Source organism: Nocardia sp. NPDC003693 (assembly GCF_053981095.1).
Map to the genome: position 1 here is coordinate 97,823 of NZ_JBSFNO010000014.1, position 24,279 is coordinate 122,101.

The following is a 24,279-nucleotide window of genomic DNA, read 5'->3' on the forward strand; positions in this document are numbered from 1 at the left end:
ACTCAGCTGTCGACGTGTACGTGCGGCCGTTGCGAACGGCGCGGGACCGCCCGGCGCAGGACCTCGCGGGTCACCGGGGCGACCTCGCCCTCGCCGAAGAACCAGAAGCGGGCGAGGTTTGCCAGCGGGCTGCCCTCGGACCATTCGAAGTACACGTGCGGCGGCCGGCCGGTGCGATCGTGGATGGCGAGCAGGATGGCGGCGATGGAGTTGGGGACGGCCGCGGCCTCCACCGACAGGATGTCGTACTGATCCACCGCGATCGCGGTCACGAGCAGATCGGTGCTGAACTCGGAGGGATCCTTGACGATGACCTCGAGGAACAGGATCGGCTCGTCCGGGGGCAGATGGCTCTCCCGGCGCTGATCGGCTTCCTTCTCCGCGTACTCCCGCGGCGTGCGCCGGCCGATCTCGTGGGTGACGATGCGAACCTCGCCGCGCGCGGCCAGCGCGTCGATGAGCCGCCCGGCCTCGTCGTCGAAGCGGACCTCGATCGCGCGCAGCTCGAACGCCCGCCGGAATCGGGAGGTGAAGGACACCAGCACGATCGCGAGTACGAAGAGCACGGCCAGGTGCACGCCCTCGGGCTTCTCGATGATGTTGTCGATGGTGGTGTACACGAAGATCACCGACACCACGCCGAACCCGGCGACCTTGTGGCGCTCGCCCGCTCGCGCCGCCGACAGGGTCACCGCCACCGCGGCCGAGGTGATGAGCACCAGCACGCCGGTCGCGTAGGCCGCGCCCTGGGAGTCGACGTCGGCGTCGAAGTACCAGGTGATCAGGAAGGCGATGGCCGCGAAAACCATTGTCAGGGGCCGGATCTGGCGCGCCCACTCCGGCGCCATGCCGAAGCGCGGCAGGTAGCGCGGCACCAGGTTGAGCAGGCCGGCCATGGCCGAGGCGCCCGCGAACCACAGGATGGCGATGGTGCTGATGTCGTAGATCGTGCCGAAGACGGTGCCGAGGTGTTCGTGCGCCAGGTACGCCAGGGCACGCCCGTTGGCCGCGCCGCCGGGCTCGAACGCCGCCTCGGGGATCAGGATCGTGGTGATGAAGCTGGTGACGATGAGGAACCCGCTCATGATGAGCGCGGCGATGGTCAGTAGTTTGCGCGCGCCGACGATGCGCCCGCGCGGGTGTTCCTCGGTGTCCGACGGGCCGCCCTTTATCTGCGGCATGACCGCGACGCCGGTCTCGAAGCCCGAAAGGCCCAGCGCCAGTTTGGGAAACACCAGCAGCGCGACCGCCACCATGAGGAAGGGGTTGCCGTGCTGGGCGGTGAGCACGTGCGCCCAGTCGTTGACCAGGTGTCGATGCTCGATGACCTGGACGATGCCGGTCACCGCGACCACGACGTTGAGCGACAGGAACACCCCGACCAGGACGACGGCGATGCCGATCGCCTCGGAGAAGCCCCGGAGGAAGACCGCCGCGAGCAGGGCGAGCAGCACCAGGGTGATGGCGAGGTTGTGCCCGTGCAGGGCGTCCGGGACGAGCGGGTTCTCCACGATGTGGGCCGCGCCGTCGGCCGCCGACAGGGTCATGGTGATGGTGAAGTCGGTGGCGGCGAAGCCGAGCAGCACCAGCACCAGGATCTTGCCCCACCAGTTGGGCAGGAAGCTCGCGAGCATGGCGATGGACCCGCCGCCGTGCGGGCTCTCCCCCGCGACGCGCCGGTACACCGGCAGCGCGCCGAGCAGGGTGAGCGCCACCAGCACCAGCGTGGCCAGCGGCGAGAGCACTCCCGCGGCGAGCGCGGCGATGCCCGGCTGATACCCGAGCGTGGAGAAGTAGTCGACCCCCGTGAGGCACATGACCTTCCACCAGGGATGCCGCTGGTCCTTGGGCGCCGGCTTGGCCAGCGGCCCCGGCAGCTGCGAGTGCGGCTCACTGATGTCGGCCAGCAGCCAGTTGGCGAACCGGCCGCGCGCCCGGCCGTCGGTCGTGGTCACAGCGCCCTCCGCACCCACTGGCCCGGCGTCCCGGACTCGGCAACGTTGAGGCAAATGCTCTCACGCGACGCCGGAGCGGAGGGTGTTTCACCTCGCGAGTCGCGGGGGGAAGGACGCCGTCGTCCGGATTACAGACGGGGGTGATCCCGGCCGACTACTTCGTGGAACTGCGCGCTAGGCGTGCCCGTCGGGGCGGGTCGAATCCATGACCCACCGCGCGTATCCGTCGTGCACGCCGACCATAGGCACCGCGATCACCTGCGGCACGTCGTACGGATGATGCTCGTTAGCGGCGTCGATGATGGCGGGAACTAGCGAACGCCGGGTGTGCAGGATTACCAGCGCCTCGCCCTCGTCTTCGATCTCCCCCTGCCACCGATAGATCGATCGGATCCTGGGAATGATGTTCCCGCACGCGGCGAGCCCCTGTTCAACAAGCAGCCGCGTGAACGCCGCGAGCTGCTCTTCGTCGGGCCCCGCGATCGACACGTCTACGAGTTCATCCGCTGCCATGTCAGCAAGTCTCCCTCAGCCTGAACGACTTTGGACCAGCCCGACGGTCGGCACGGCGCCGGAGCCCTCGATACGCGAGATTCGGCGCGGGCGAGTCTCCCCTTGGAGTGGCGATGGACCGCTGCTGCCAGCACCCGGACCGGGCCGCTACGACCGGGCGGTCAGCCCAGATACGCCACGATCGCGTTCGACAGGGCGACGGCCAAACGCGCCCGGCCGTCCGGGGATTCGAGGAGAGCCGCGTCGCCGGGGTGGCGCATGTTCCCGCACTCGACCAGGGCGGCGGGGCGTTCGGCGAAGTTCAGGCCGGCCAGGTCGGGGCGGGGGTTCAGGCCGTCGGTGCCCATGTAGGTGGAGGGGGTGAAGCCCGCGCCGCGCAGGCCGTCGCGCAGGGCCGTCGCCAGGCGGGTGGAGGGCTCGGCCTGGGCGGGATTGAGCGGGGGTGAGGAGTGCGCCACGTGGAAGCCGTGGGCGTCGGCGGCGGTGTTGCCGTCGGCGTGGATCGAGACGACCGCGGCGGCATCCACGCGATTGCCCAGGGTGCCGCGTTCGTCCACGCAGGGGCCGGCGCCGTCGTCACTGTCGCGGGACATGACCACGCGGATTCCGCGCGCGGTCAGCAGATCACGAACCCGGACCGCGACATCCCAGTTGAACTCGTGTTCGGTGTAGCCGTCGTTCGCGCTCGTGCCGCTGGTGTTGCAGGGCTTGCTGCCGCCGCGGCCGTCGGGCACCTGGGCGTTGATCACCTCGGGATGCGCGGCGCCGCCGCCGTTGTGGCCGGGATCCAGAACCACCGTGCGCGCGAACCCCGGTACCGCGGGCCAGCGCGTGCCGGGGTCCCGCGCCGCGAGTTCGGTGAGTCCGGCGAGCTGATCGGCCGCGGGGCGGGCGGCGGCGACCGGGGCGGCGACCTGCCCGCTACCGCCGATCAGGAATGCGCCGCAGACCACGGCGAGAGCCCGGAGATGTCGGTATCGCACCCGGCCACCCTACGGCGGCCGGGCGACGGGGTCGCCTCATTGCTCGAGTTTGCGCACCAGATCGCGCAGTACGCGCAGTTCGTCCGGCCCGAGTTCGGCGATCGCGCGGGGCGCGGGATCGGGCGTCGCCACCGCGACCGCGACCACCTCCCGCCCGGCCGCGGTGAGCGAGACGAGCTTGCGCCGGCGATTGCCCGCGTCCACCTCGCGCACCACCAGACCGCGTTCCTCGAGATCGTTGACCGCGACCGTGGTCGCCGGGGCGTCCATGGTCGCGGCGTCGGCCAGCCCCTTGACCGTCAGCGGCCCCGACCGCAGCCGCCGCAGGATACGAATCCTGCTGAACGGCAACCCCGTTCGCTCGATGACCGCCCGCTTCCACCCGTCCCGCGTGTCCATGACGACCTGGGCGAGCGACTGCCAGACCTCGTCGGGGTTCGGATCATCCGGCATGGGCGGAAACCTTCTGTTCGAGCAGCGGGGCGACGCGATCCCGGGAACGGTACGCCCACTCGGTATTGGCGGCGACCCCCAAGCCGAGGATGACGATCCCGAAAGCCGCTATGGTCCACCACAGTCCGGCGCCGCTCACCGCACCGCACAGCGCCACACCCAGGCTCACACCGACCTGGCGACTGGTGGAGGCCACCGCCGCGGCCGCGCCGGCCCGGTCCAGCGGCATGCCACTGACGGCGGCGGTGGTGATGGGGGCATTGACCATGCCGAAGCCGATCCCGAAGAGCGCGAACAGGATAACCAGCTGCCAGAGCGCGGTGTCGGGGGTCAGCCGGGTGAGCCCGGCCGCCGCCACCGCCATGAGCGCGCCCGCCGCCAGCAGCGACGGCCGCGTCCCGCGCTGCCCGACCAGCCGTCCCGACAGCGGCGAGAAGACGAGCATGCCCAGCGCCATGGGCAGGTACAGCAGCCCGGTATGCGCGGCCGAGAATCCGCGTGTGCCTTGCAGATACAGCGACATGTCGAACAGGAAGGCACCCAGCGCGGCGAAGGCGCACACCGCGATGACGGTGGCCGAGGCGAACGGCACGCTGCGGAAGAAGCGCAGATCGATGAACGGCGTGCGGTGCCGCGCCTCGTGCCACAGGAACGCGAGCAGCGCCACCGCGGTGATTATCAGCATGCGGGGCTGATCCTCGATCAGGCCGAACACCAGCGTGAACAGCACGACCATGGCGAGCAGCTGCCCCGGCCAATCCATTCCGCGCGGCACGAGGGACTTGGACTCGGGCACGAACAGCGTGGTGAGCGCGAAGGCCACCGCCACGATGGGCAGGTTGATCCAGAACACCGACTGCCAGCCGAGGGAATCGATCAGCCCACCGCCCACGAGCGGCCCCAGGGCCGTGGAGATTCCCACCACCGCACCCCAGATACCCACGGCGCGAGCACGTTCCACGCGCCCGGTGAACACCGTGGTGATGATCGACATGGCGACGGGATTGAGCATGGACCCACCGATGGCCTGCAGGAACCGCGCGCCGATCAGCACCTCGATGCTGGGCGCGAGGCTGCACAGCAGCGAGCCGGCCGCGAAGATCAGCAGCCCGATCCGGAACAAGCGCTTGCGCCCGAAGCGGTCCGCGAGCCCACCCGAGAGCATGAGCAGGCTCGCCAGGGTCAGGGTGTAGACGTCGATGATCCACTGCAGGCTCGACATGGACGCGCCGAGATCCGACCGGATCGCAGGGATCGCGACATTGACGATGGTCGCGTCCATGGAGGAGATGAGCAGGCTCAGGCAGCAGGTCACCAGGATGATCGTCTTGCGACGCCCGCTCAGCTCGCCGATGGTTGTCGTCATGCAACTATTGTGAAACTACAAGCATCGCGCGGGCAAGGGTGTCCGCGGTCACGGCAACCGGCACGCCGCTCACGCCGGACCGCACCAGCCGATCTGCGGCAGCAGGCACGGCGTGGAGTTGGCCGTCCAGAGTTCGGTGACGAGCCCGGTCACCGCCCCGAGCACGTCCTCGGTCTGCTCGTCCGCGGTGCCGTAGGTGTGCGCGGCGACGGTGAATCCCGGTCCGTACGAGGCCGAGGCGACCTCGGGCACGCCCACGTCCGCCCAGCCCCATTTACTGCCCTGCACCTGCGGCAGCCGCGAGGTGCCCCAGTCCTGCACGGTCCCGTCGGCGGCGACCGGGCTCGCCTCGGACATCCACGTCAGCACCGGGCTCTCCGGATCGGTGCGCTGTTTGTCCGCCAGGAAATCCGAGACGTCGGCGGTGCTGGTCGAGGAGACCGCCCAGCCGCCCGCCCCCTGGGTCGCCGACAGCTGATACTCCGCGGCCACCGCGTCGATCGCCTGCGGATACTTGGCCGCCATGGCGTCGGCGGCCCCGTCGTCGGAGTAGCGAATCATGCGCTCCCCCAACTGTTTATCCTCGGCAGATCCGTCCCCGTGCCGCAGCGCGTAGTCGACCATGTAGAGCTTGACGATCGACAGCCCGCCCCGCGATTCGCGCTCGTTCGCGGTCCCCCACTGCACCCCCGGCACCACCGACCGCACCGAGATGGACGTGCGCGACGGCACCTCCCCCTGCGGCATCTCCGGCGCGGCCGCCGCCTCCCCGGCGACCCCGAGGCACGCGCCCGCCACCACTGCCCCGATCAACCCTGCTCGATAGCCCACAGCCACCTCCGCGTCGGACGTCGTGCAAACCCCCAGCTTCCCCCCTTTTCGCCCGCGAGACCCGCCCGCGCACCTCCGACACGCCGAACGCGGCACACCGAGCCGCGGTCGCCCGGCACTCCACGAACGGTCCCGCCGGTCAGAACGGTCTCCGCACGCCACTGCCCCGGCCCCGTGCTCCGGCGGCCCGTTGCACGATCGCCCCGGACCTCGAGACGGCGTGTACGAGTGCAGCGACCGAGCTCCGCCTGCGGAATCACCGTCGGCGGGCACCTACCGTGCGACTCACCCGCCAGAACCTAACCCGTAGCACGCCGAGCCGAACCCGATCCGGTCCCCACTCCGGCCGCGTAGATAGCCGCGCACGCCAACAGCGTTGTCCCGCCGCGACCTGCGGCGGTTCGACGCCCCGATCGCCCGCAAGCAGAGCCGTCACGCAGCGCCGACATCACGCCGGGGGCGAATACCGTTGTCGTGGAGAACGTTGCGCCGGGCTCGCAGCGAGTGCTGGATGCCCGCAGGGCGGCGTCATCCGGGAGCGACGGGTGAACGTCGCAGCCGGCCGAACCCGACGCCGGGACGGGCGAGCTCGGGGCGTCCCCATCGAAGGCGCGGCGGCGAACCGAGCGGGACGCGATCACCGGCCGAGTAGGAGCCGATAGATCCGGCAGCGAGCCGTCCCCACCTCGTGTGATCCCCTACTCCCCAGTAGCTTTCGCCCCGCCGCCAGCGCCCCGTCACTGAGCGGGACAGCCGTTTGCCGGGGCGTTCGCTCTCGGGTAGCGCCAACTTTCTCAGACGCCTATGCTCCTCCGCGAGATCCGAATCCGATTGCCGGTAGGCGCATTTCGTGCGCACCGCCGCGGGGCTCGGTCGCGCCGGGGCGTTCGCCTCGGTGAACGTGAGTGCGGAAGTGCGAAGCTTGTCGGAGTCATCGAATCCGCCGGGCGGCCGGCCGGATACCGTTCGCGGTATCGGGCAGCTGGTCGGAACGCTGTTGGCGTGCGCGGCGATTGCCGCAGCCGGAGTGGTCGCGGTGGTGTTCACCGCACCCGAAGAATCACGCACCGTCCTCACCATCGGCGGATCGATCGCCGGGGCACTGCTGTGCGCGGCGGTCACGACCGCGGTCTACTTCCGGCTCCAGGCCCAGCGCGCCAGGCTCGGCGAGGCCGCGGCGATCGCCGACACCCGGGCCCGGATCGCCGACTGCGTCGCGGGCGCCAACGCGCGAATCACCGAGGTGCACAACCGCGCTCAGGCACTCGAGGAGTCCCTGGCCAAGCGGGCGCGCGATGTGCGGGACAGCGAGAACCGGCGCGCGGCCGCCATGGCCGCCTTCGCGGGCGCCGCCGGCCGCATGCAGGCGATGAGCACCAGCATGCTCGCCGAGCTCCGCGAGATGGAGCACCGGCACGCCGACCCCCGCGTGCTGGAAGACCTGCTGGAACTCGATCATCGCACCGCGCAGGCCGGCCGCCTGGCGGACAGCATCGCCGTGCTCAGTGGCGCGCGATCGGGCCGCCGCTGGGCCAAACCCATTGCCATGGAATCGATTCTGCGCGGTGCGATGGGCCGCGTGGCGGGCTATCAGCGGGTGCGCCTGCGCGCGGTCGCCGAACTGGCGGTCGCCGGGCACGCGGCCGAGGGCGTGATGCACGTGCTGGCCGAACTCCTGGACAACGCCTGCAACTTCTCCCCGCCCACCACCGAGGTGCACGTGTACGCGGCGGAGGTGCCCGCGGGCGTGGTCATCACCATCGAGGACAGCGGGCTCATCATGAGCGAATCCGCTTTGCGCCGAGCCGAACTCGCGGTCGGCGGGGAATCCAAGTCCGGCGGTCGCGGTGAGCAGTCGGATCTGTCCTCGCTCTCGGGCACCCGCCTCGGCCTGCCCGTCGTCGGCCACCTGGCCCGCAAACACGATCTCACCGTGTCGTTCCGCCCGTCCGCCATCGGCGGCACCGCCGTGGTCGTGGTCGTCCCCCGCGAACTGACCACCCGGCTCGAGCGCCCCCGCCCGCCCGCACCCGAGCCGGCGCGCCCCGCCGGTCCGTCGATCCCCGTGCTCGCGGGCGGCACGACCACGTCCCCGGGCCTGCCCATCGTCCTGCCCCGGCGCACCGCCCTCGCGTCGGCGGCCGAACCCGAAGCGCTGCCGCCCGGCGCCTCGCACGACTTCTTCACCCTGCCCGCCGCGCTGACGGCCGAGCCCGCCGCCAATACCGCCGCCGCGCGCGCACTCTCGGACAACACCACCGGCATGCTGGGCTCCACCGCCGCCCTGGCCGGTTCCGCGCCCGAACGCTTCGCGGCGGCCCCGCCGGCGCTCGAACCGCCCCGGACCGCCGACCCCGCACCGGCCCAGGACTATTGGCAGTCCCCGGTCCCGGATTCGCACGCCGCGAACAGCTCCCCGGCCGCGAATACGCCCCCGAACCCCACCGCCGGCTTCTCGGGCAGCACCGCGCCGCTGCCCGGACGCGATCCGGCCGGTGACGAAAACCCTGCGAGCCCACCGGCTTCCGCAACCACCCGGCTGCCCAAGCGGCAGCGGGGCAGTGCGCTGGCCGCGGCTCATCCGCAGGGATTGTCCGCACCCGCCGCACCGGCGTATCCGATCTCGTCCCGTACCCCCTCACCCGCCGCGCTGGGCGCCTTCCAGCGTGCGGTGACCGGGCGCGAGAACGCCGGTCCGGCGAACCCACCCCCGCCCTTGGAGACCGATCGATGACCCTCTCGGCAACGCAGCTGGGCTGGCTGCTGGAGCAGCTGCTCGTCCGTACCCCGCGCACCAGGCACGCCCTGCTGCTGTCCGGTGACGGGCTGAAGATCTGCCACACCTCCGAGCTGGGCAACGACAGCGCCGATCAGCTGGCCGCGATCGCCGCCGGCATGCAGAGTCTCTCGCACGGCGCGTCGGTCGAGTTCGGGGACGGGCGCGGTGGGGTGCGCCAGTCGATGACCGAGTTCTACGGCGGCATCCTGTTCATCGTCGAGGCCGGGGTGGGGGCCCATATCGCCGTCGTCGCCGCCGAGGACGCCGACGCGGGGCTGGTCGGCCACAACATGAAGGAGTTGGTCGAGCAGCTCGGCGAGCACTTGGCCGCCGCTCCGCGGGTCCGGGGCGCGAGCGTGTCGTGACCAGGCCACAGGAGGATCCGGACCGGCTCTACACCCTTACCGGCGGACGGAGCCGGCCCGATTCGGACGCCTTCGATCTCGTGACCCTCGTTGTCAGCGAATGTGATCCGGCGCCGGGCATGCAATCCGAGCACGCGGCGATCCTGCAGATCTGCCGCACCCCGGCCGCGGTCGTCGAGATCGCCGCCGAACTGCGGCTCCCGGTCGGCATCACCACGATTCTGCTCTCCGACCTGCTGCTCGCGGGCAAGATCACTGTCCGGCATCCGCGGCACAGCCCTGCCGCGCAATGGCATTCGCTGCCGGACTCCACCACCCTCGAGAAGGTACTCGTTGGACTCCGCAATCTCTGATCCCCGTCCCGCGCGGGCCGACGCACCCCTGCACGCCTCCGCCAGCCAGGGTTTGAAGATCGTCATCGTCGGCGGGTTCGGCGTCGGCAAGACCACCATGGTGCGTTCGGTCAGCGAGATTCGCCCGCTGGACACCGAGGCCACCATGACGCAGGTGGGGCACGGCATCGACGACCCCACCGGCGCGCCCGACAAGTCCACCACCACCGTGGCTTTCGACTTCGGGCGCATCACCATCGACGACGAGCACGTGCTGTACCTGTTCGGCGCGCCGGGCCAGGAGCGGTTCTGGTTCCTGTGGGACCGGCTCTTCACCGGCGCTCTCGGCGCGATCGTGCTGGTGGATCCGCATCGAATCTCGGACTCCTGGTACGCCATCGACCGCCTGGAGCATCAGGGCACGCCGTTCGTGGTGGCCTGCAACAACTTCGGCGACACCCCGCACACCGATCAGGACGTGCGCGACGCCCTCGACCTCGATCCTCGGGTCCCGCTCGTCGATTGCGACGCCCGTCAACGTGATTCGTCCAAGCGCGTGCTGATCAGCCTGGTCGAGTACCTCTACAGCTCGGAGACCCCGTCATGACCGCCTCGGGCTGCCCGATCACCACCCCGCCCGGGGTCGTGCCGCTGAGCGGGCCGCGCTTCCACACCGATCCCCGCGCGCTCTACAACGACATGCGCCGCGAGCACGGTTCGGTCGCGGCCGTCGAGCTGGCCGGCGGCATCCCGGCCTGGCTCGTCATCGGCTACCGGGAGATCCACCAGGTCACCAACAGCCCGGAGCTGTTCCCGCGCGACGCGAGCCTGTGGAACCAGTGGGTCAACATCCCGGAGGACTGGCCGCTGCTGCCCATGATCGGGCCGCCCATGCCGTCCATCTACAGCACCGCCGGGGCCGAGCACCGCAGGCACGTGGCCATGGTGGAACCCGCGCTGGAATCGGTCGATCCCTTCGAATTGCGCAGGCACTGCGAGGAATTGGCCGATCGCCTGATCGACGAGTTCTGCGGTCGCGGGCATGCCGACCTGGTCGCGGACTTCGCCGTTCCACTGCCGGTGCTGGCGCTGGCCTGGCTGCTCGGCCTGCCCGACGAGCGCGGCCCGCATCTGGCCCGGGTCATGAAGACCCTCGCCGACGGCGGCGCGGACGCGCAGTCCGCCTACGCCGTGTTCATGGGCGAAATGCAGCAGCTGCTGATGGAGCGCAAGGCCGTGCGCGGCAACGACCTGGTCTCGCGCATGCTCGCGCACCACGATCAGTTCACCGACACCGAATACGTGCTGGACCTCATGGCGGTGGTCGCCGCCGGGCAGCTGCCCACCTCCGACTGGATCGGAAACTCGGTGCGGCTCATGCTCACCGACGATCGCTTCGCGGCCGCGCTGGGCGGCGGCCGCCGCAGCGTGGGGCAGGCCATGAACGAGGTGCTGTGGGAGGACACCCCCACCCAGATCCTCGCCGGCCGCTGGGCCGCCCGCGACACCCGCTTGGGCGACAGGACGATTCGCGCCGGGGACCTGCTGCTGCTCGGCCTGGCCGCGGCCAACGCCGATCCGCACGTGCGCCAGAGCGTCACCGATTCCGCGGTGCACAACGGCAACAGCGCGCATTTCGCGTTCAGCCACGGCGAATACCGCTGCCCCTTCGCCGCGCAGGAGATCGCCGAGGTGATCGCCCGGACCGGCATCGAGGTGCTGCTGGACCGGCTGCCGGACATCGACCTGGCGGTGCCTGTCACGCAGCTGGTCCGGCGGCCGTCACCCTTCCTGCGCGGAATGACTTCCCTGCCAGTTGTTTTCAGCCCAGTTCGTGCCGTCGGAGGTTTCCAGTGACTTCATGCCCCCATGCCATGCCCATCGACTTCATGGTGAGCGACCTCGATGGCGAGACCGCCCGCCTGCGCGAGGCGGGCGCCATCAGCCGCATCGAACTGCTCGGCGTACCCGCCTGGACCGTCACCGATCACAGCATCGCCCGGCAACTGCTCACCGACACCCGCCTGATCAAGGACATCAACGCCTGGGGACTGTGGACCTCGGGCGTGGTGACCCGGCAGTGGCCGCTGATCGGCATGATCGACGCCGGTACCTCGATGTTCACCGCGGACGGCGCCGAGCACCGCCGCCTGCGCATCAAGACCACCCAGGCATTGACTCCACGTCGGCTGGAGGCGCTGCGGCCGACCATCGAACGGCTCACCAAGGAACTGCTGGACGATCTCGACGAGGCGGGCCGCGACGGCGCGGTGGTCGATCTCAAGCAGGTCTTCGCCTACCCGCTGCCCATGCAGGTGGTCAGCGAGCTCATGGGCGTGCCGCGCTCGGACCAGGCCATGCTGCTGGACTGGTACAAGGCGTTCTTCTCCATGCTCACCCCGCAGGACGAGCGGCTGCGCGTGATCGACGAGCTGGACGTCTACTTCACCGAGATGGTGCGCCGCAAGACCGCCGAACCGGGCGACGATCTCACCAGCGCGCTGATCCTGGCCGACGAGGGCGGCGAGCCGCTGTCCGAGGAAGAGGTCGTCGGCAACCTCAAGGCGCTGGTCGCGGCCGGGCACGAGACGACGGTCAGCCTCATCATCAACGCCACCCGGGCGCTGCTGGCCCGCCCCGAACAGCTCGCGCTGCTGCGCTCGGGCGATGTCGAGTGGAAGCAGGCCATCGAGGAGACCCTGCGCTACGACGGCCCGGTCACCCACCTGCTCATGCGCTTCGCCACCGAGGACATCACCGTGGGCGACACCGTGATCGACAAGGGTGAGGGCGTGGTGATCTCCTACCGCGCGGTGGGCCGCGACCCGCAGATCCACGGCGCGGACGCCGACGCGTACGACATCACCCGCCCGACCGCGTCCCGCAACATCTCCTTCGGCTACGGCCCGCACATCTGCCCCGGGGCCGCCCTCGCGCGCCTCGAGGCGGCCATCGGCCTGCCGGCGCTCTTCGACCGCTTCCCCGGCCTGAATCTCGCTGCGCCCCTGAGCGAGATCGGCAATCTCCCGGTCCTGACCCAGAACGACGTGGCGGCCCTGCCGATCCGCCTGAGCTGACCGCACCGGCGGGGTTCGCTCTTGTCCGGGCGAATCCCGCTGGGTAGCTTGTGATTCGGCAGGGTTCGGCGAGGGGGCGGCATGGACGATTCGATTCCGCCCGGCGCCGATATCGGCGCCCTGCTCGCCGAGTCCCGAAGGCTCTTGGACACCGCGCTTTTCGCGGTGGCCGAGTCCCGGCACGCGGCGGCGGGCATCACCCCCGTCGATCCCGGCCGGGACTGGGCGGGCCGGTTGCAGCGGATGCTCGGTGACGCGCGCAGCGAGGCCACCCTGGCCATATCCAGTCCGATCCGCCGGCGGCACAGCTACGCGACGGGCGGCACCCTGCTGCACGAGTTGCACGGCGCGGGCAAGCAGGTGCGCCTGCTGCTCTCGCCCGGCTACGCCGAAACCCGGGAACCCGACCTGTATTCCACGGCGTACCCGCTCGAATCGCAGGTCCGGGTGGCGGCCGCGGACTTCTGCAACACCATGGTCATCGACCGCCGGGTCGCGGTCCTGTGGACCGGGGCGACCGCGCGCTCGCCCCGCGGCTACCTGGTCACCGAACCGATGCTGCTCGGCGCGATTCACGAATTCGCGGTGCGGGCATGGTCGTCCGCGCCGGTGTTCCGCGATCACCGTGCCCGCGTACAGCTCTCGGACGCCACCGCGCAGTCCGTGCTCGAGTGCCTCGCCGCCGGGCTCAAGGACGAGGCGGCGGCGCGGCGACTGTCGATGTCGCTGCGCACCTATCGCCGGCACGTCGCCGACCTGATGGTGCGGCTGCACGCGCCCAGTCGTTTCCAGCTCGGTGTCCGGGCCGCCGAGCTGGGATTGCTGGGCTGAGCGTTCTCGCGGGTTCTCCGCTACGGGTTCAGCGGGGAACCCGCAGCGCGCCTTCGTGTTCGGCCGCGTATCGCTTGGCGGCGGCGTAGTTCGCTTTACCGCTGGGCTGGCGCATGACCTGCGGCACCAGCCAATATCCGCGCGGCGCCTTGTAACCGGCGACGGCGGTGCGCACGTGCGCGTCGATCTCGCGCAGGTCCAGATCCGCACCGGGACGCGGCTGCACGAGCGCCACCACGCGCTGACCGAACCGCTCGTCGGCGACACCGATCACCAGCGCGTCCGCGATCCGCGGGTGCGCGGTGAGCGCGCCCTCCACCTCCTCCGGGAAGACCTTCTCCCCGCCGGTGTTGATGCATTCGGATCCGCGCCCGAGCAGGGTCACCGTGCCGTCGTCCTCGTAGCGCGCGTAGTCGCCCGGGATCACGTAGCGCACCCCGCCGATCTCGCGAAAGATGCTGTCGGACTTCACCGTATCCCGGTAGTATCCCAGCGGCACGTGCCCCGACCGCGCGACCCGGCCGGTGGCGCCCGGCACCCGGTCCAGGATCTCACCGTCCTCTCCGATCAACACCGTCTGCGCGTTGAACCGCACCCGCGGGCCCCGCGAGTGATCGGTGTCCACGGTGACCACCGCCAGGCCGTTGCCGCCGCTCTCGGAGGAGCCGACCACGTCGGTGATGAACAGGTTCGGAAACCGTTGCACGTAGCGCTGTTTGAGCGACTGGGAGAACAGCGCGGCGTGGCTGCTCAGCGCCCACAGCGTCGAGATGTCGTGCTCGCCCTCCCGATACGCCTCGAGCAGCGGTTTGGCCATGGCGTCGCCGACCACGGTCAGCACGTTGATCCCGTGCCGGGCCACGGCCGCCCACACTTCGGCCGGATCGAACTGCGGCAGGAAGACCAGGGTGCCACCGGCGTTCAGCATCATGAACGCCGCCCACTGGGCCGCACCGTGAATGAGCGGCGAGAGCGGGGCCATGACGATACCCGCGGGCGCCGCGGCCGCGCCGTTCGCCAATTCCCATTCGTCCGAGACGTATTCGCCGGTGACGTGGTTGATGCCGCCGCCGAGCGCGCGCCACACGTCCTCGTGCCGCCACATCACGCCCTTGGGCATGCCGGTGGTGCCGCCGGTGTAGAGGATGTAGAGGTCGTCGCCGCTGCGCTCGGGGAAGTCGCGGGCGGCGGAGTGCTGGAGCAATGCCGATTCGTACCGGGTGCCTTCGCATTCCACGTCCGTGCCGTCGTCGATGACCACCGCCTGGGTGAGTCGCGACGGCGCGGTGCGCGCGGCGGCGACGACGGGCGCGTACCGCCGTTCGTGCACCAGCGCCTTCAGATCCGCGTTGTCGATGATGTAGCGCACCTCCTCCGCCACGTATCGGTAGTTCACGCACACCGAGACCGCGCGCAGCTTGTAGGTCGCCAGCATGACCTCGAGGGCTTCGATGGAATTGCGGGAGTAGATGCCGATGTGATCGCCGCGCCCGATACCCCCGGCGGCGAGGTGGTGCGCGAACCGGTTGGCGCGCTCGTCGAGTTCGCGATAGGTGACCCGGCGGTCCCCGCAGATGACCGCGGTCCGGTCGGGTACAGCGTCGACGGCGTGTTCGAAGAGGTCGGCGATGGTGAAGGCCATGGGAATACCGTTCTGGAGCAGGGATTTTCCTGGACTTCGGCGGCCGCGCATCCAGTGCGAACGAGCCTGTCAGTCCCGATCCCCGCCCGGAAGATCCGCATCCGGCAGGAAGCTGCCGACCTTGTCAGGAAGCTGCCATCCCCGATCCGAGCGCCCGCGCCCAGCGCCCGTCCGCCTGCGCGGCCGCCATCTCGGCCAGGCCGGGTGCGCGCATCCGCCCGGCGGCGATCAGCGACTCCACCCGGCCCACGTTGATCCGGGACCACGGGCTGTTGCGGCGCCGCCGCGAAAACCGTTGCAGGAAGCTGTGATCGTCGAAGCCGCGGCGGTGGCTGTCGATCCAGCCGAAGCAGAGGCCCGCGTAGGCGGCGTCCTCGATGCTCAGCAGCGGCAGCCCCGAGTTCTTCTTGGCGATCAGCAGCCAGACGCCGCCGGGGTCGCCGTGGTGTTCGGTCAGCCAGGTTTCCCACTGCGCGGTGGTTTCGAATCGCATCGGCTCGAGGTAGTTGCTATCGGTCATGGAAATCATGATTCCGTGCAAAGTGCTCACCGAATGAGCAGTTTTATCACGCGCAGTCGGGGGCGATCGTGGACACCGTTGCCCGGTTTCCGATGCTGTGGATTTCGCGTCGGCCGAGGGTCTTGCCCGCTTCCGGCACGCCTAACGCGGCACCCACCCGATCGATCGGTCTTGACGTCACGGGTTTGAACGCGGTCGAGCCCCCGACGCGCCCGGGAGGGCGGATCGGGGGCTGGGATCACTGGGTGACGCTGCCTCGAGCCCGAGGCGCGGATGCCGCGCGTCGTCGGGCTCTCGACCGGCACGATGTCCGGATACCCGGACGTGAATCGCTCAGGCGCGCGCGAGCTCGGTGCCGCGCAGGATGGAATCCGCGGTGTCCGAAGGCCATTCGAGCCCGGTGTCGAGCTTAGCCAGCACGTCCGCGGCCGGATCCTCGTTGAGACACCGCTCGAGCTGGCTGACAGCGTTGGCCGAGAGCCCGCTGGTGCGCGCGAGATCGGCCTGCGTCCAGCCCATCTCCTTGCGCCGCGCCTTGATCCGGTCCGAGAGCGCCTTCAGGTCGGGCTCGCCCCCGGCGGCGGGCTCGGCCGCTACCGGCTTCGCGGTGCCCTGATCCTTCACCGGCTCGGCCTTCGTCGCGGCCGCGGGCTTCGCGGCGGCTTCCACCTTGGCCGCGGGCGCTGCCGCCTTCGCGGGCGCTGCCGCCTTCGCGGGCGCTGCGGCCTTCACGGGCGCGCCTTTCGCGGGCGCGGCCGCCACGGCCTTCACCTCCGCCGATCCGGCCTCTCCCCCTTGCTTGCGCGCGCCCCCATCCGGCACCAGGAGCCCCTGGGTCAACAGCCGCGACCGCTTCCGCCTGCCCATTTTCGCCACAAGGCCTCCTCGACCCGTCGTTTCCACTCCCGCTGGAGCACCCGAAAGGTTGCCACGAGTTCCCTGAAATCCCGGGCACGTCCCATTCCTCGGCGTGCCCACGGCCCCCAACCCCGATAATCACTGGTCAAACGACCGCAACGACAACAGTTTCCGGCAGCGACCCCTGCGGGCACAGGCTTGCCAGCCTATCCGAACGAGGCCGGAGGAGAGACGAAACGTCTCCCCCCGATCTGCTGCGAACAGGGGGTGAGCACCGCCGATCCGCGTAGTTCACCTGTGCTATCTCGCCGAAACCCGGTGACAGCTCAAAGCTTGCGCTCTACCGACGCCGCGTTGTCCGTCGGCGGCTCCGGCAGAAAGCCGCGTGACCGGAGTGCCGCGAGTGCCTCGGCCGCGACCTGCGGCGCGGAATGCCCGGTCTCGACCCGCACGACGTCGGTCTCACCGACCGGCTCCTCGAGGGTCGCCAGCTGTGAGTCGAGTAGCGCGGCGGGCATGAAGGCGTGGTCCCGGTGCGCCGTGCGCCGCTCGAGATCGGCGCGAGTGCCGTGCAGGTAGACGAACATCAGGTTAGGCGGCGCGGTCCGCCGCAGGCGGTCCCGATACGAACGGGTGAGCGCCGAGCAGGCGACGACGGTCGACTGGCCCGCGCCGGCGTGCTCGCCGAGCCGCTGGGCGATCGCCGCCAGCCAGGGCGCGCGGTCGGCGTCGGTGAGTGGTTGTCCGGCAGCCATTTTCGCGATATTTGCCGGAGGATGCAGATCGTCGCCCTCGAGCATCCGCCAGCCGAGCCGCGCCGCCAGGAGGTTCGCGACGGTCGATTTGCCCGCGCCGGAGACGCCCATGACCACGATCACACGCGGTGGGTCAGTGCTGTTGTCCCGCATGGGTACATGCTTCCTCCGTACAACCCGATGCGGTATGGGACACGCGGCTCAGCGGGGCGTCCGATGCTCCGGCGGCCGGGCCGATCGACGACAAAGCGGACTTGCGCCGTCCCCGGGAGCACCGCGTCACCCGTGCCGGCGGGCCTGCCCCTCAGCGGCGCAGCTCGTGCTTCGGCGAATGCCCGAAGGTCTGTTTGTACACCTGGGCGAACCGGCCGGGGTGGGTGAACCCCCAGCGCGCGGCCACGATCGACACCGAGATGTCGTCGCTGGGCTCGGCGGCGGCCAGGTCGGCGCGGGCGCGATCGAGTCGCACGATCCGCAGGTACTCCAGCGGGGTCATGTCGTGTTCGCGGCGAAACGCGTTCTGCAGGGCGCGAACACTGGTGCCCGCCTGGGCGGCCAGTTCGGCGACGGTCATCGGGTGACCGGGATTGGCCTGGATGTAGTCCACCGCGCGCTGCAGGGCCGTGGGCTGCACCGCGCCGGGGCCGGGTTGCAGGTGCAGGTCCATGGTCGTGTTGGGGAAGACCGCCAGGGCCGCGGCGGCCAGGGTGCGCGTGAGGTTCTGCACCACCAGCTCGGTCAGCACGGGGGAATCCGGGGCGGTGAGCTCGTGGTGGGTGAGGTCGAACAACCTGCCCCAGAATCGTTCGCTCCGAACGTCTCTCGGTTCGAGCCCGGTGAACCGGAACTCCGACGGATCGACCCCGGACAGCGCGGCCAGGTCGGTGATCATCGTGTACGGCACGTGCAGCAGGTTCACGTCGTGGCTGTCACACTCGGCGATGATCGGCACCCCGAACGGGAACATCACCAAATCCCTGCGGTGCTGCTGGAAGTCGTGACCGCCGCCCCGCAACCGGGCGCGTCCGCGCAGCGAGCGCTCGAAATACACGTGGTCGTGAATGGGCGCGATGTGGCAGCTGTATCCGATCGAACTGCGGATCTCGGTGGCGATGACCTCGCCCCACACCATGGCGGTGGTGCGAACGCGACTGTGCGGTGGGGCATCCCAGAACCGCAGTGCGTTGTCCGAATACATCTGGGTGACGAAGGCGACGGCCTCTTCGGCGTCCCGGGACGACAGCTCTTCCCGGCGCGCCTCGACCAGCCGGTGTTCGGTCATGCGTAACCTCTCCGGGCGGAAGCTGGCGATTCGCCAACAGTATTCACCCGGGCCCGCCACGGGATGCGGGATTCGCCCCGCACCCCGGAATCTGTCCGAAAAACGCAGCCGGCGCCGAACCTTCTGGACAGTCTGCGTATATCGCTGCACGAACGATCCACGGCTTCGTACCGTGGAGCCAGCACCCGGTACGCCGAAGGTGCCATCGGGCGATCCGGCTCGCCAACCCCGCGGGCCGCGTGTCCCGCCGCGACCCGCGGCAGTTCGACGCCCAATCGCCCGCAAGCAGAGCCGTCACGCGCCGACCCCCGTGGTCGGCTCGCACTGGGAGGGAAGGGATTCGACGATGACCGCCGTCAACGAGGTACGAGTACTGGCCGCCCTACACGTCCGCGCGACTCCACTGACAGTTCACGACCTCGCCACCGAGACCGGAACGAGCCCTCGTGCGGTCCGCAAATCCCTTGCCGCCCTGTCTCGCTCGGGCCTGGTGGAACAGACCACCCAGGACCCCCGCTGGCGCCTGAGCCTCCGCGGGCGCCGCTGGGTCAAAACGGCGATAGGCCGCGCCGCCCTGGATCTCCCCTCCCCCGAACCCCCGATCGCGCTCTGCGGCTGACGATCGGGAGCTCGGGTGGGGGTGCCATCCGACCGTCAAGAATCCACACTCCTTCACATCGAACCAATGGGAAAGGCCGACTCTAGAAGTCCGGTGCCCCGCCGGGTATCGGGCACGTGCCCTATACCCGGTCACTGAACCCCGTACGGCGGCTACGAGGAGAGCCGCTCCCTGACGAAAACCGCCGCCTGATCCCGATAGTCATTGCGGAAGTACGCGAAATGCCCGGGGCTCAACGCGTTCCCGAATCCCGCGGCCGGGTCCCCGCCCTGACACACCCGGTCACCGGCGGCACAGAACGACCGGACCCGATCACTGAATTCCCCCGCCGACCCCACCGGCAGCGCGGCCACACCCGACAGCGCGGGATCGAACTCACCACGGTTGAACGAGTCCGCCCCGTTGAACAACGGACTCCCGAACAACGCGATCGCGTCGATCCGCCCGGCGGCCTGGTCCGTCACCTCACTCCGCCGGTTCAGCATGTTGCCGATGACCCGAGCTCCCTGCGAGTACCCGAGCAACACGAGCCGCTGCTCAGGGCAGTCGGCCGCGGCCCGGTTGACCGTGGCAGTCAGGTTCTCAACACCACGCACGGCGCTGTCCGCCGCCATCGAGGCCGGGTACTCGAGCTCGGTGACCGCCCCGCCCCCACTTTCCCGGACGATCCGCTCGGCCAGCGGCGTCAGCAACAGACTGCCGCTCTGCGGTTCGAGCGTCCCCCGCACGGAGACGACCCGCACCTCCGCACAGCCGCCGCCGGGCTCCGCGGACGCGCCCGGCAGGACCGGCGCCACGAGCGCCACCCCGATCGCGGTCGAACACAGCAGAATTCGAGATCGTTGACCCATGCGCCCAATGTATTGCGCCCGCCCGCTCTGCCGCCAGCAGTCGACACGGGCGAGTTTCGTCTCCCGATCAGCACAATGCACCCCGCCGATCCATGCCCGAATGCGGGGCAATCGGCTCAACCGGAGAAGCGGAAAAGTAGCGGCGCCGTTGTAGTGGAAAAGTCGTGGATTCGACGCGAAACCAATCCCGCAACAAAAATGCCCCTGACCAGAAGACCTGGTCAGGGGCATTTTTCTGCTCCCCCATCTGGACTCGAACCAGAAACCTGCCGATTAACAGTCGGCTGCTCTGCCAATTGAGCTATAGGGGATTGTGTCCCGGTCACCCTCTCGGGCGACCGGAGAAAACTTTAGCGCATGGGTTGTTCAGTTCCCAAATCGGCTCTCTACCTGGGGACATGTCGGTGGGGGGCGGATCGACAGGGGGGTGGGGTGTCAGGCAGGATGGGGGGCGCTGACTGGCCTACGGGAGGAGCTTCTCGACATGCTGCGGTTGATCATCGGCGTCGCGGCCGGGTATGTGCTGGGCGCGAAGGCCGGGCGAGCCCGGTATGAGCAGATCAGCAAGACCACCCGCGCCATTAGTGAGAGTCCGGTCACACGGAAGCTGGTTCAGGTGAGCCGGCAGCGGTTGTCGGACAAGTTGAGCACGCAGCCCAAGCTGGAGCCCATGGTTCCACTGGACGAGCGGACCACCATCATGGTGCCGCACGACCAGCTGCGTCGATAGTTCGAAAACGCCTCGCGCCCGGCACATTCGACATGTGCCGGGCGCGAGGCGTATCCGGAGCACGCAGCCGTGCGAGAGATCAGCGCCCGGCGAAGTCCTCGGAGTTGCCCATCGCCTGGGTCATCAGGCTCTTGCGGTACTGCTCCAGCGCCACCAGATCCCCGAACAGCGCGAAGTACGCCTCGGACTGCTCGGTGGAGGAGATGCGCTGCAGCTTGGACTTGAGCTCGGCGATCTGCCGGCCCACCCAGGACTCCTGGACGCGCGCCAGCACGCCGGTGACCAGGCGCGGGATGTCGGCCTCGGACTTCACCGGCAGCTGTTCACCGGCCAGCTCCGAGACCAGCGCCCGCAGGGTGAGGTCGTCGGTGTTGTCCGCGACCGCGGCGACCCACTCCGCACCGCCCAGCCCGGCCGCCGTGCCGCCCGCCTCGGCGATGGCGGCGTGCACGGCCTTGAACGCGGGATGGGTGAAGACATCGGACTCGAGGGAGTCGAACACCGGCCCGGCGAAGGCGGGGTACTGCAGGGCCGCGATGAGCGCCTGGCGCTGCACCATGAGCGCCGGATCACGGGGCGAGGGCCGATCCGCGGCGGGCGCGGAAACCGGCTGCGCGACTTCCCGTTCCGGAACGCCCCGGCGCGGGGCCGCCCCGCTCGCCGCGCCGCGCGCGTTCTTACGTGCCTCGTCGCCCACCCGGCGCACGACCATCTGAATGTCGTCCCAGCCGACCCACCCGGCGAGTTTGGTCGCGTACGCCTTGCGCAGGGCGTTGTCCTTGATCTGCGCGACCACGGGCACGCCCCGGCGCAGCGCGTCGACCTGCCCCTCGGGGGTGTCGAGATTGTGCTCGGCCAACAGGCCCCGGATCACGAACTCGTACAGCGGGACTCGCCGCGCGACCAGATCCCGCACCGACCCGTCGCCCGAGCGCTGGCGCAGCTCGCACGGATCCAGGCCGTCGGGGGCCACGGCGATGTAGGTCTGCCCGGCCAGCTTCTGATCACCGCTGAACGCCTTGAGCGCCGCCGCCTGACCGGCCTCGTCGCCGTCGAAGGTGTAGATGATCTCGCCGCGCCAGAAGTTGTCGTCCATGAGCAGCCGCCGCAGCAGCGCGAGATGCTCGTCACCGAAGGCTGTACCGCAGGACGCCACAGCGGTTTTCACCCCGGACAGGTGCATGGCCATGACGTCGGTGTACCCCTCGACCACGACCGCCTGATGTCCCTTGGCGATCTCGCGCTTGGCCAGATCGAGCCCGAACAGCACCTGGGACTTCTTGTACAGCACCGTTTCCGGGGTGTTGATGTACTTGGCCGTCATGGTGTCGTCGTCGAACAGCCGGCGCGCGCCGAAGCCGATGACGTCGCCGCCGAGATTGCGGATGGGCCACAGCAGCCGCCGGTGGAAGCGGTCCATCGGCCCGCGCTGGCCCTGCCGCGACAGCCCCGCCGCCTCCAGCTCCTTGAACTCGAAACCCTTGCGCAGCAGGTGTTTCGTGAGCGTGTCCCAGCCGCCGGGCGCGTAGCCGCAGCCGAACTGGTGTGCGGCGTTGTGGTCGAAATTGCGCTCGGTGAGATACGTGCGCGCGGTTTCGGCCTCGGGTGTCCCCAGCTGCGCGATGTAGAACTCGTGCGCGGCGGCGTTGGCCGCGACCAGGCGCGAGCGGGTGCCGCGATCGCGCTGGACCGAGGTGCCGCCGCCCTCGTAGGTGATCTTGTAGTTGAGCCGGTCGGCCATCTGCTCGACGGCCTCGATGAAGCCGACGTGCTCGATCTTCTGCAGGAAGGCGAAGACGTCACCGCCCTCACCGCAGCCGAAGCAGTGGAAATGGCCGTGATTGGGCCGCACGTGGAACGACGGCGACTTCTCGTCGTGGAACGGGCACAACCCCTTCATGGAGTCCGCGCCCGCGCGCTTCAGCGAGACGTACTCACCGACCACATCCTCGATCCGAACACGTTCACGAATCGCCGCGATATCGCGGTCTGGAAGTCGGCCGGCCACGGCAGCGAGTCTAGACCCGACCCACCGACACGCTCGACCCGGACGCACGGGCTGGACACCGGACCGAGAGCTCGCTCCCCCGCATGCCAGGATCTAGCGGTGCTCAGCCTGTTCCACGACGCCAGGACCCCGGTGCACGCCGTCCCCGCCGGGGCGAAACTGCTGGTCCTGGCGGTCGCGGGCACCGGGCTGTTCTTCGTGCGGTCGATCCCGTGGCTGGGCGTGGCGCTGGCGGTGACCCTCGGGCTGTACGCCCTCGCGCGAATCCCGTGGGCGGGCACCGCGCGCCAGGCGCTGGGCGCCGCGCCGGTGCTCGCGCTGATCATGCTGGCGCAGTGGCTCTTCGTCGACGGGCACAGCGCGGTGCTCGTGGGCCTGCGTCTGCTGACGCTGATCCTGCTCGCCAATCTCGTGACCCTCACCACGCGGACCTCGGCGATCATCGACACCATCGAACGCCTGCTCGGCCCGCTGCGCCCGCTCGGCGTGCGACCCGACCGCGTGGGACTGCTCGTCGCCATGACCATCCGCTTCATCCCGGTCATCCGCGAACAGGCAGAGCTGGTGCGGTCGGCCCAGCGCGCCCGCGGCATCGAGCGCAGCACGGTCTTCCTGATCCCGCTGCTGATCCGGACCCTGCGCATGGCCGACCAGGTCGGCGAGGCCCTGGACGCCCGCGGCCTGGACTGAGCCCGGATCGCACCGCGGCCGAATTCCGAGAGAGTCGCGAGCGCGACGAAACGTACCCGCGAGGCCCGAATCCGCCGCCGGGCGGGAAGAAGCCGAACGCCGCGGCCATGACGAATTCAGCGAGCCCGGCCGCCGGGCGGCGCACCCGCGAATCCGCGCCGAACGCCGCCCGCGACCGCAGGCAGATCCGCCCGATCGCCGATGCCCAGAATTCGCTGTGATCCCGCCAACCAGACGTGGCGACCCCGCTCACCCCTTAGCACCCCTAAGATTCCCCGGGTGCGTAGTAGGGATTTGGCGCAGATAGCGCTGTTCGCGGCAATCATGGTGGTACTCGGGTTCTTCCCGCTCATCCAGTTGCCGGGCGCGTTCGCGCCGTTCACCTCGCAGACCCTGGGCGTGATTCTGGCCGGCTCGATCCTCGGCGCGAAGCGCGGCGCCCTGGCGATTCTGCTCTTCGACGTGCTCGTGTTCGCGGGTCTGCCGGTGTTGCCGGGCGGTCGCGGCGGGCTCGCGGTGGTCATGGGCCCGACCGGCGGATTCATCATCGCCTACCCCATCGGCGCGCTGGTGATCGGTCTGCTCACCGAACGCCTGTGGAAGCACTACAACCTGCCCATCGCCCTCGCGATCAACTTTCTCGGCGGCGCGGTCGTGCTCTACGCCATCGGCGTGCCGTGGATGGCCGTGGCCGCCGACCTGCCGCTGTCCAAGGCCATCACCACCTCGGTCGCGTTCCTGCCCGGCGACGTGGTGAAGACCGTCATCGGCTCGCTGGCGGCCCTCGCGGTGCGCAGGGCCTATCCGCTGATTCCGGCCCGCGCGTGATCGAGCTCGAG

24 protein-coding genes and 1 tRNA gene are annotated in these 24,279 nt (G+C 69.9%); 11 read left to right on the forward strand and 14 right to left on the reverse strand.

Annotated features, from left to right (window positions below; translation table 11 throughout):
• Positions 1–2: 2 nt before the first annotated feature.
• The 6 genes from ACWDOP_RS17755 to ACWDOP_RS17780 form a co-directional block, all read right to left on the reverse strand.
• Positions 3–1,817, reverse strand: a complete 1,815-nt coding sequence (locus tag ACWDOP_RS17755; protein WP_456346021.1) for an amino acid transporter — start codon at positions 1,815–1,817, stop codon at positions 3–5.
• A 312-nt stretch (positions 1,818–2,129) separates the two neighbouring features.
• Positions 2,130–2,468: a divalent-cation tolerance protein CutA gene (gene cutA, locus ACWDOP_RS17760; protein ID WP_456345961.1), complete on the reverse strand. Its 339-nt coding sequence runs from the start codon at positions 2,466–2,468 to the stop codon at positions 2,130–2,132.
• 161 nt (positions 2,469–2,629) lie between these two features.
• Positions 2,630–3,451: an N-acetylmuramoyl-L-alanine amidase gene (locus ACWDOP_RS17765; protein ID WP_456345962.1), complete on the reverse strand. Its 822-nt coding sequence runs from the start codon at positions 3,449–3,451 to the stop codon at positions 2,630–2,632.
• A 36-nt stretch (positions 3,452–3,487) separates the two neighbouring features.
• Positions 3,488–3,904 (reverse strand): MarR family winged helix-turn-helix transcriptional regulator, encoded by a 417-nt coding sequence (locus ACWDOP_RS17770; RefSeq protein ID WP_456345963.1) that lies wholly within the window; start codon positions 3,902–3,904, stop codon positions 3,488–3,490.
• Complete coding sequence (locus ACWDOP_RS17775; protein ID WP_456345964.1) at positions 3,894–5,270, reverse strand: MFS transporter; 1,377 nt, start codon at positions 5,268–5,270, stop codon at positions 3,894–3,896. Before ACWDOP_RS17775 ends, ACWDOP_RS17770 begins: the two co-directional genes overlap by 11 nt.
• Positions 5,271–5,339: 69 nt before the next feature.
• Complete coding sequence (locus ACWDOP_RS17780) at positions 5,340–6,101, reverse strand: hypothetical protein (RefSeq protein ID WP_456345965.1); 762 nt, start codon at positions 6,099–6,101, stop codon at positions 5,340–5,342.
• A gap of 922 nt (positions 6,102–7,023) precedes the next feature.
• Between ACWDOP_RS17780 and ACWDOP_RS17785 the strand changes: the two genes are divergently transcribed.
• The 7 genes from ACWDOP_RS17785 (at position 7,024) to ACWDOP_RS17815 (ending at position 13,485) form a co-directional block, all read left to right on the forward strand.
• Positions 7,024–8,835: an ATP-binding protein gene (locus ACWDOP_RS17785; RefSeq protein ID WP_456345966.1), complete on the forward strand. Its 1,812-nt coding sequence runs from the start codon at positions 7,024–7,026 to the stop codon at positions 8,833–8,835.
• Entirely contained in the window at positions 8,832–9,245 is a 414-nt protein-coding gene (locus ACWDOP_RS17790) for a roadblock/LC7 domain-containing protein (protein ID WP_354986969.1), read from the forward strand. Before ACWDOP_RS17785 ends, ACWDOP_RS17790 begins: the two co-directional genes overlap by 4 nt.
• Complete coding sequence (locus ACWDOP_RS17795; RefSeq protein WP_354986970.1) at positions 9,242–9,598, forward strand: DUF742 domain-containing protein; 357 nt, start codon at positions 9,242–9,244, stop codon at positions 9,596–9,598. Before ACWDOP_RS17790 ends, ACWDOP_RS17795 begins: the two co-directional genes overlap by 4 nt.
• The gene (locus ACWDOP_RS17800; RefSeq protein WP_456345967.1) at positions 9,579–10,184 is read left to right on the forward strand and encodes a GTP-binding protein; all 606 of its coding nucleotides are present in this window, start codon (positions 9,579–9,581) and stop codon (positions 10,182–10,184) included. The genes ACWDOP_RS17795 and ACWDOP_RS17800 overlap by 20 nt, the downstream gene beginning before the upstream one ends.
• Positions 10,181–11,434 (forward strand): cytochrome P450, encoded by a 1,254-nt coding sequence (locus ACWDOP_RS17805; protein ID WP_454201228.1) that lies wholly within the window; start codon positions 10,181–10,183, stop codon positions 11,432–11,434. Before ACWDOP_RS17800 ends, ACWDOP_RS17805 begins: the two co-directional genes overlap by 4 nt.
• Positions 11,431–12,654, forward strand: coding sequence for a cytochrome P450 family protein (locus ACWDOP_RS17810; protein ID WP_456345968.1), 1,224 nt, complete (start codon positions 11,431–11,433; stop codon positions 12,652–12,654). The genes ACWDOP_RS17805 and ACWDOP_RS17810 overlap by 4 nt, the downstream gene beginning before the upstream one ends.
• A gap of 81 nt (positions 12,655–12,735) precedes the next feature.
• Complete coding sequence (locus ACWDOP_RS17815) at positions 12,736–13,485, forward strand: hypothetical protein (protein ID WP_456345969.1); 750 nt, start codon at positions 12,736–12,738, stop codon at positions 13,483–13,485.
• 28 nt (positions 13,486–13,513) lie between these two features.
• Here the strand turns inward: ACWDOP_RS17815 and ACWDOP_RS17820 are convergent, their stop codons facing one another.
• The 5 genes from ACWDOP_RS17820 to ACWDOP_RS17840 all read right to left on the reverse strand — a co-directional run bounded on the left by ACWDOP_RS17820 (position 13,514) and on the right by ACWDOP_RS17840 (position 18,542).
• Positions 13,514–15,127 carry an acyl-CoA synthetase gene (locus ACWDOP_RS17820; RefSeq protein WP_456345970.1) on the reverse strand — a complete coding sequence of 538 codons (1,614 nt, stop codon included), beginning with the start codon at positions 15,125–15,127 and terminating at the stop codon, positions 13,514–13,516.
• Between the two features lie 124 nt (positions 15,128–15,251).
• Positions 15,252–15,647: a YdeI/OmpD-associated family protein gene (locus tag ACWDOP_RS17825; protein ID WP_456345971.1), complete on the reverse strand. Its 396-nt coding sequence runs from the start codon at positions 15,645–15,647 to the stop codon at positions 15,252–15,254.
• Between the two features lie 333 nt (positions 15,648–15,980).
• Positions 15,981–16,514 carry a helix-turn-helix domain-containing protein gene (locus ACWDOP_RS17830; protein WP_456346022.1) on the reverse strand — a complete coding sequence of 178 codons (534 nt, stop codon included), beginning with the start codon at positions 16,512–16,514 and terminating at the stop codon, positions 15,981–15,983.
• Between the two features lie 317 nt (positions 16,515–16,831).
• Positions 16,832–17,413, reverse strand: coding sequence for a gluconokinase (locus ACWDOP_RS17835; RefSeq protein ID WP_456345972.1), 582 nt, complete (start codon positions 17,411–17,413; stop codon positions 16,832–16,834).
• A gap of 151 nt (positions 17,414–17,564) precedes the next feature.
• Positions 17,565–18,542, reverse strand: a complete 978-nt coding sequence (locus ACWDOP_RS17840) for a helix-turn-helix domain-containing protein (RefSeq protein ID WP_456345973.1) — start codon at positions 18,540–18,542, stop codon at positions 17,565–17,567.
• Positions 18,543–18,888: 346 nt separating this feature from the next.
• Between ACWDOP_RS17840 and ACWDOP_RS17845 the strand changes: the two genes are divergently transcribed.
• The gene (locus tag ACWDOP_RS17845; protein ID WP_456345974.1) at positions 18,889–19,161 is read left to right on the forward strand and encodes a MarR family transcriptional regulator; all 273 of its coding nucleotides are present in this window, start codon (positions 18,889–18,891) and stop codon (positions 19,159–19,161) included.
• A 152-nt stretch (positions 19,162–19,313) separates the two neighbouring features.
• On the opposite strand, the gene ACWDOP_RS17850 is transcribed toward ACWDOP_RS17845, so the two are convergent.
• A complete protein-coding gene (locus ACWDOP_RS17850) occupies positions 19,314–20,243 on the reverse strand; it encodes a cutinase family protein (protein WP_456345975.1) in 930 nt (309 codons plus the stop codon).
• Positions 20,244–20,250: 7 nt separating this feature from the next.
• Positions 20,251–20,323, reverse strand: a tRNA-Asn gene (locus ACWDOP_RS17855).
• 173 nt (positions 20,324–20,496) lie between these two features.
• Here ACWDOP_RS17855 and ACWDOP_RS17860 point away from each other — a divergent pair.
• Positions 20,497–20,742 carry a hypothetical protein gene (locus ACWDOP_RS17860; protein WP_454201237.1) on the forward strand — a complete coding sequence of 82 codons (246 nt, stop codon included), beginning with the start codon at positions 20,497–20,499 and terminating at the stop codon, positions 20,740–20,742.
• 79 nt (positions 20,743–20,821) lie between these two features.
• Here the strand turns inward: ACWDOP_RS17860 and dnaG are convergent, their stop codons facing one another.
• On the reverse strand, positions 20,822–22,750 hold the full coding sequence (gene dnaG / locus ACWDOP_RS17865; protein ID WP_456345976.1) for a DNA primase: 1,929 nt from the start codon (positions 22,748–22,750) through the stop codon (positions 20,822–20,824).
• A 99-nt stretch (positions 22,751–22,849) separates the two neighbouring features.
• On the opposite strand from dnaG, the gene ACWDOP_RS17870 reads away from it, so the two are divergent.
• A complete protein-coding gene (locus tag ACWDOP_RS17870) occupies positions 22,850–23,440 on the forward strand; it encodes an energy-coupling factor transporter transmembrane component T family protein (RefSeq protein WP_456345977.1) in 591 nt (196 codons plus the stop codon).
• Between the two features lie 279 nt (positions 23,441–23,719).
• Positions 23,720–24,268, forward strand: a complete 549-nt coding sequence (locus tag ACWDOP_RS17875) for a biotin transporter BioY (protein WP_454201240.1) — start codon at positions 23,720–23,722, stop codon at positions 24,266–24,268.
• Positions 24,269–24,279: the final 11 nt, after the last annotated feature.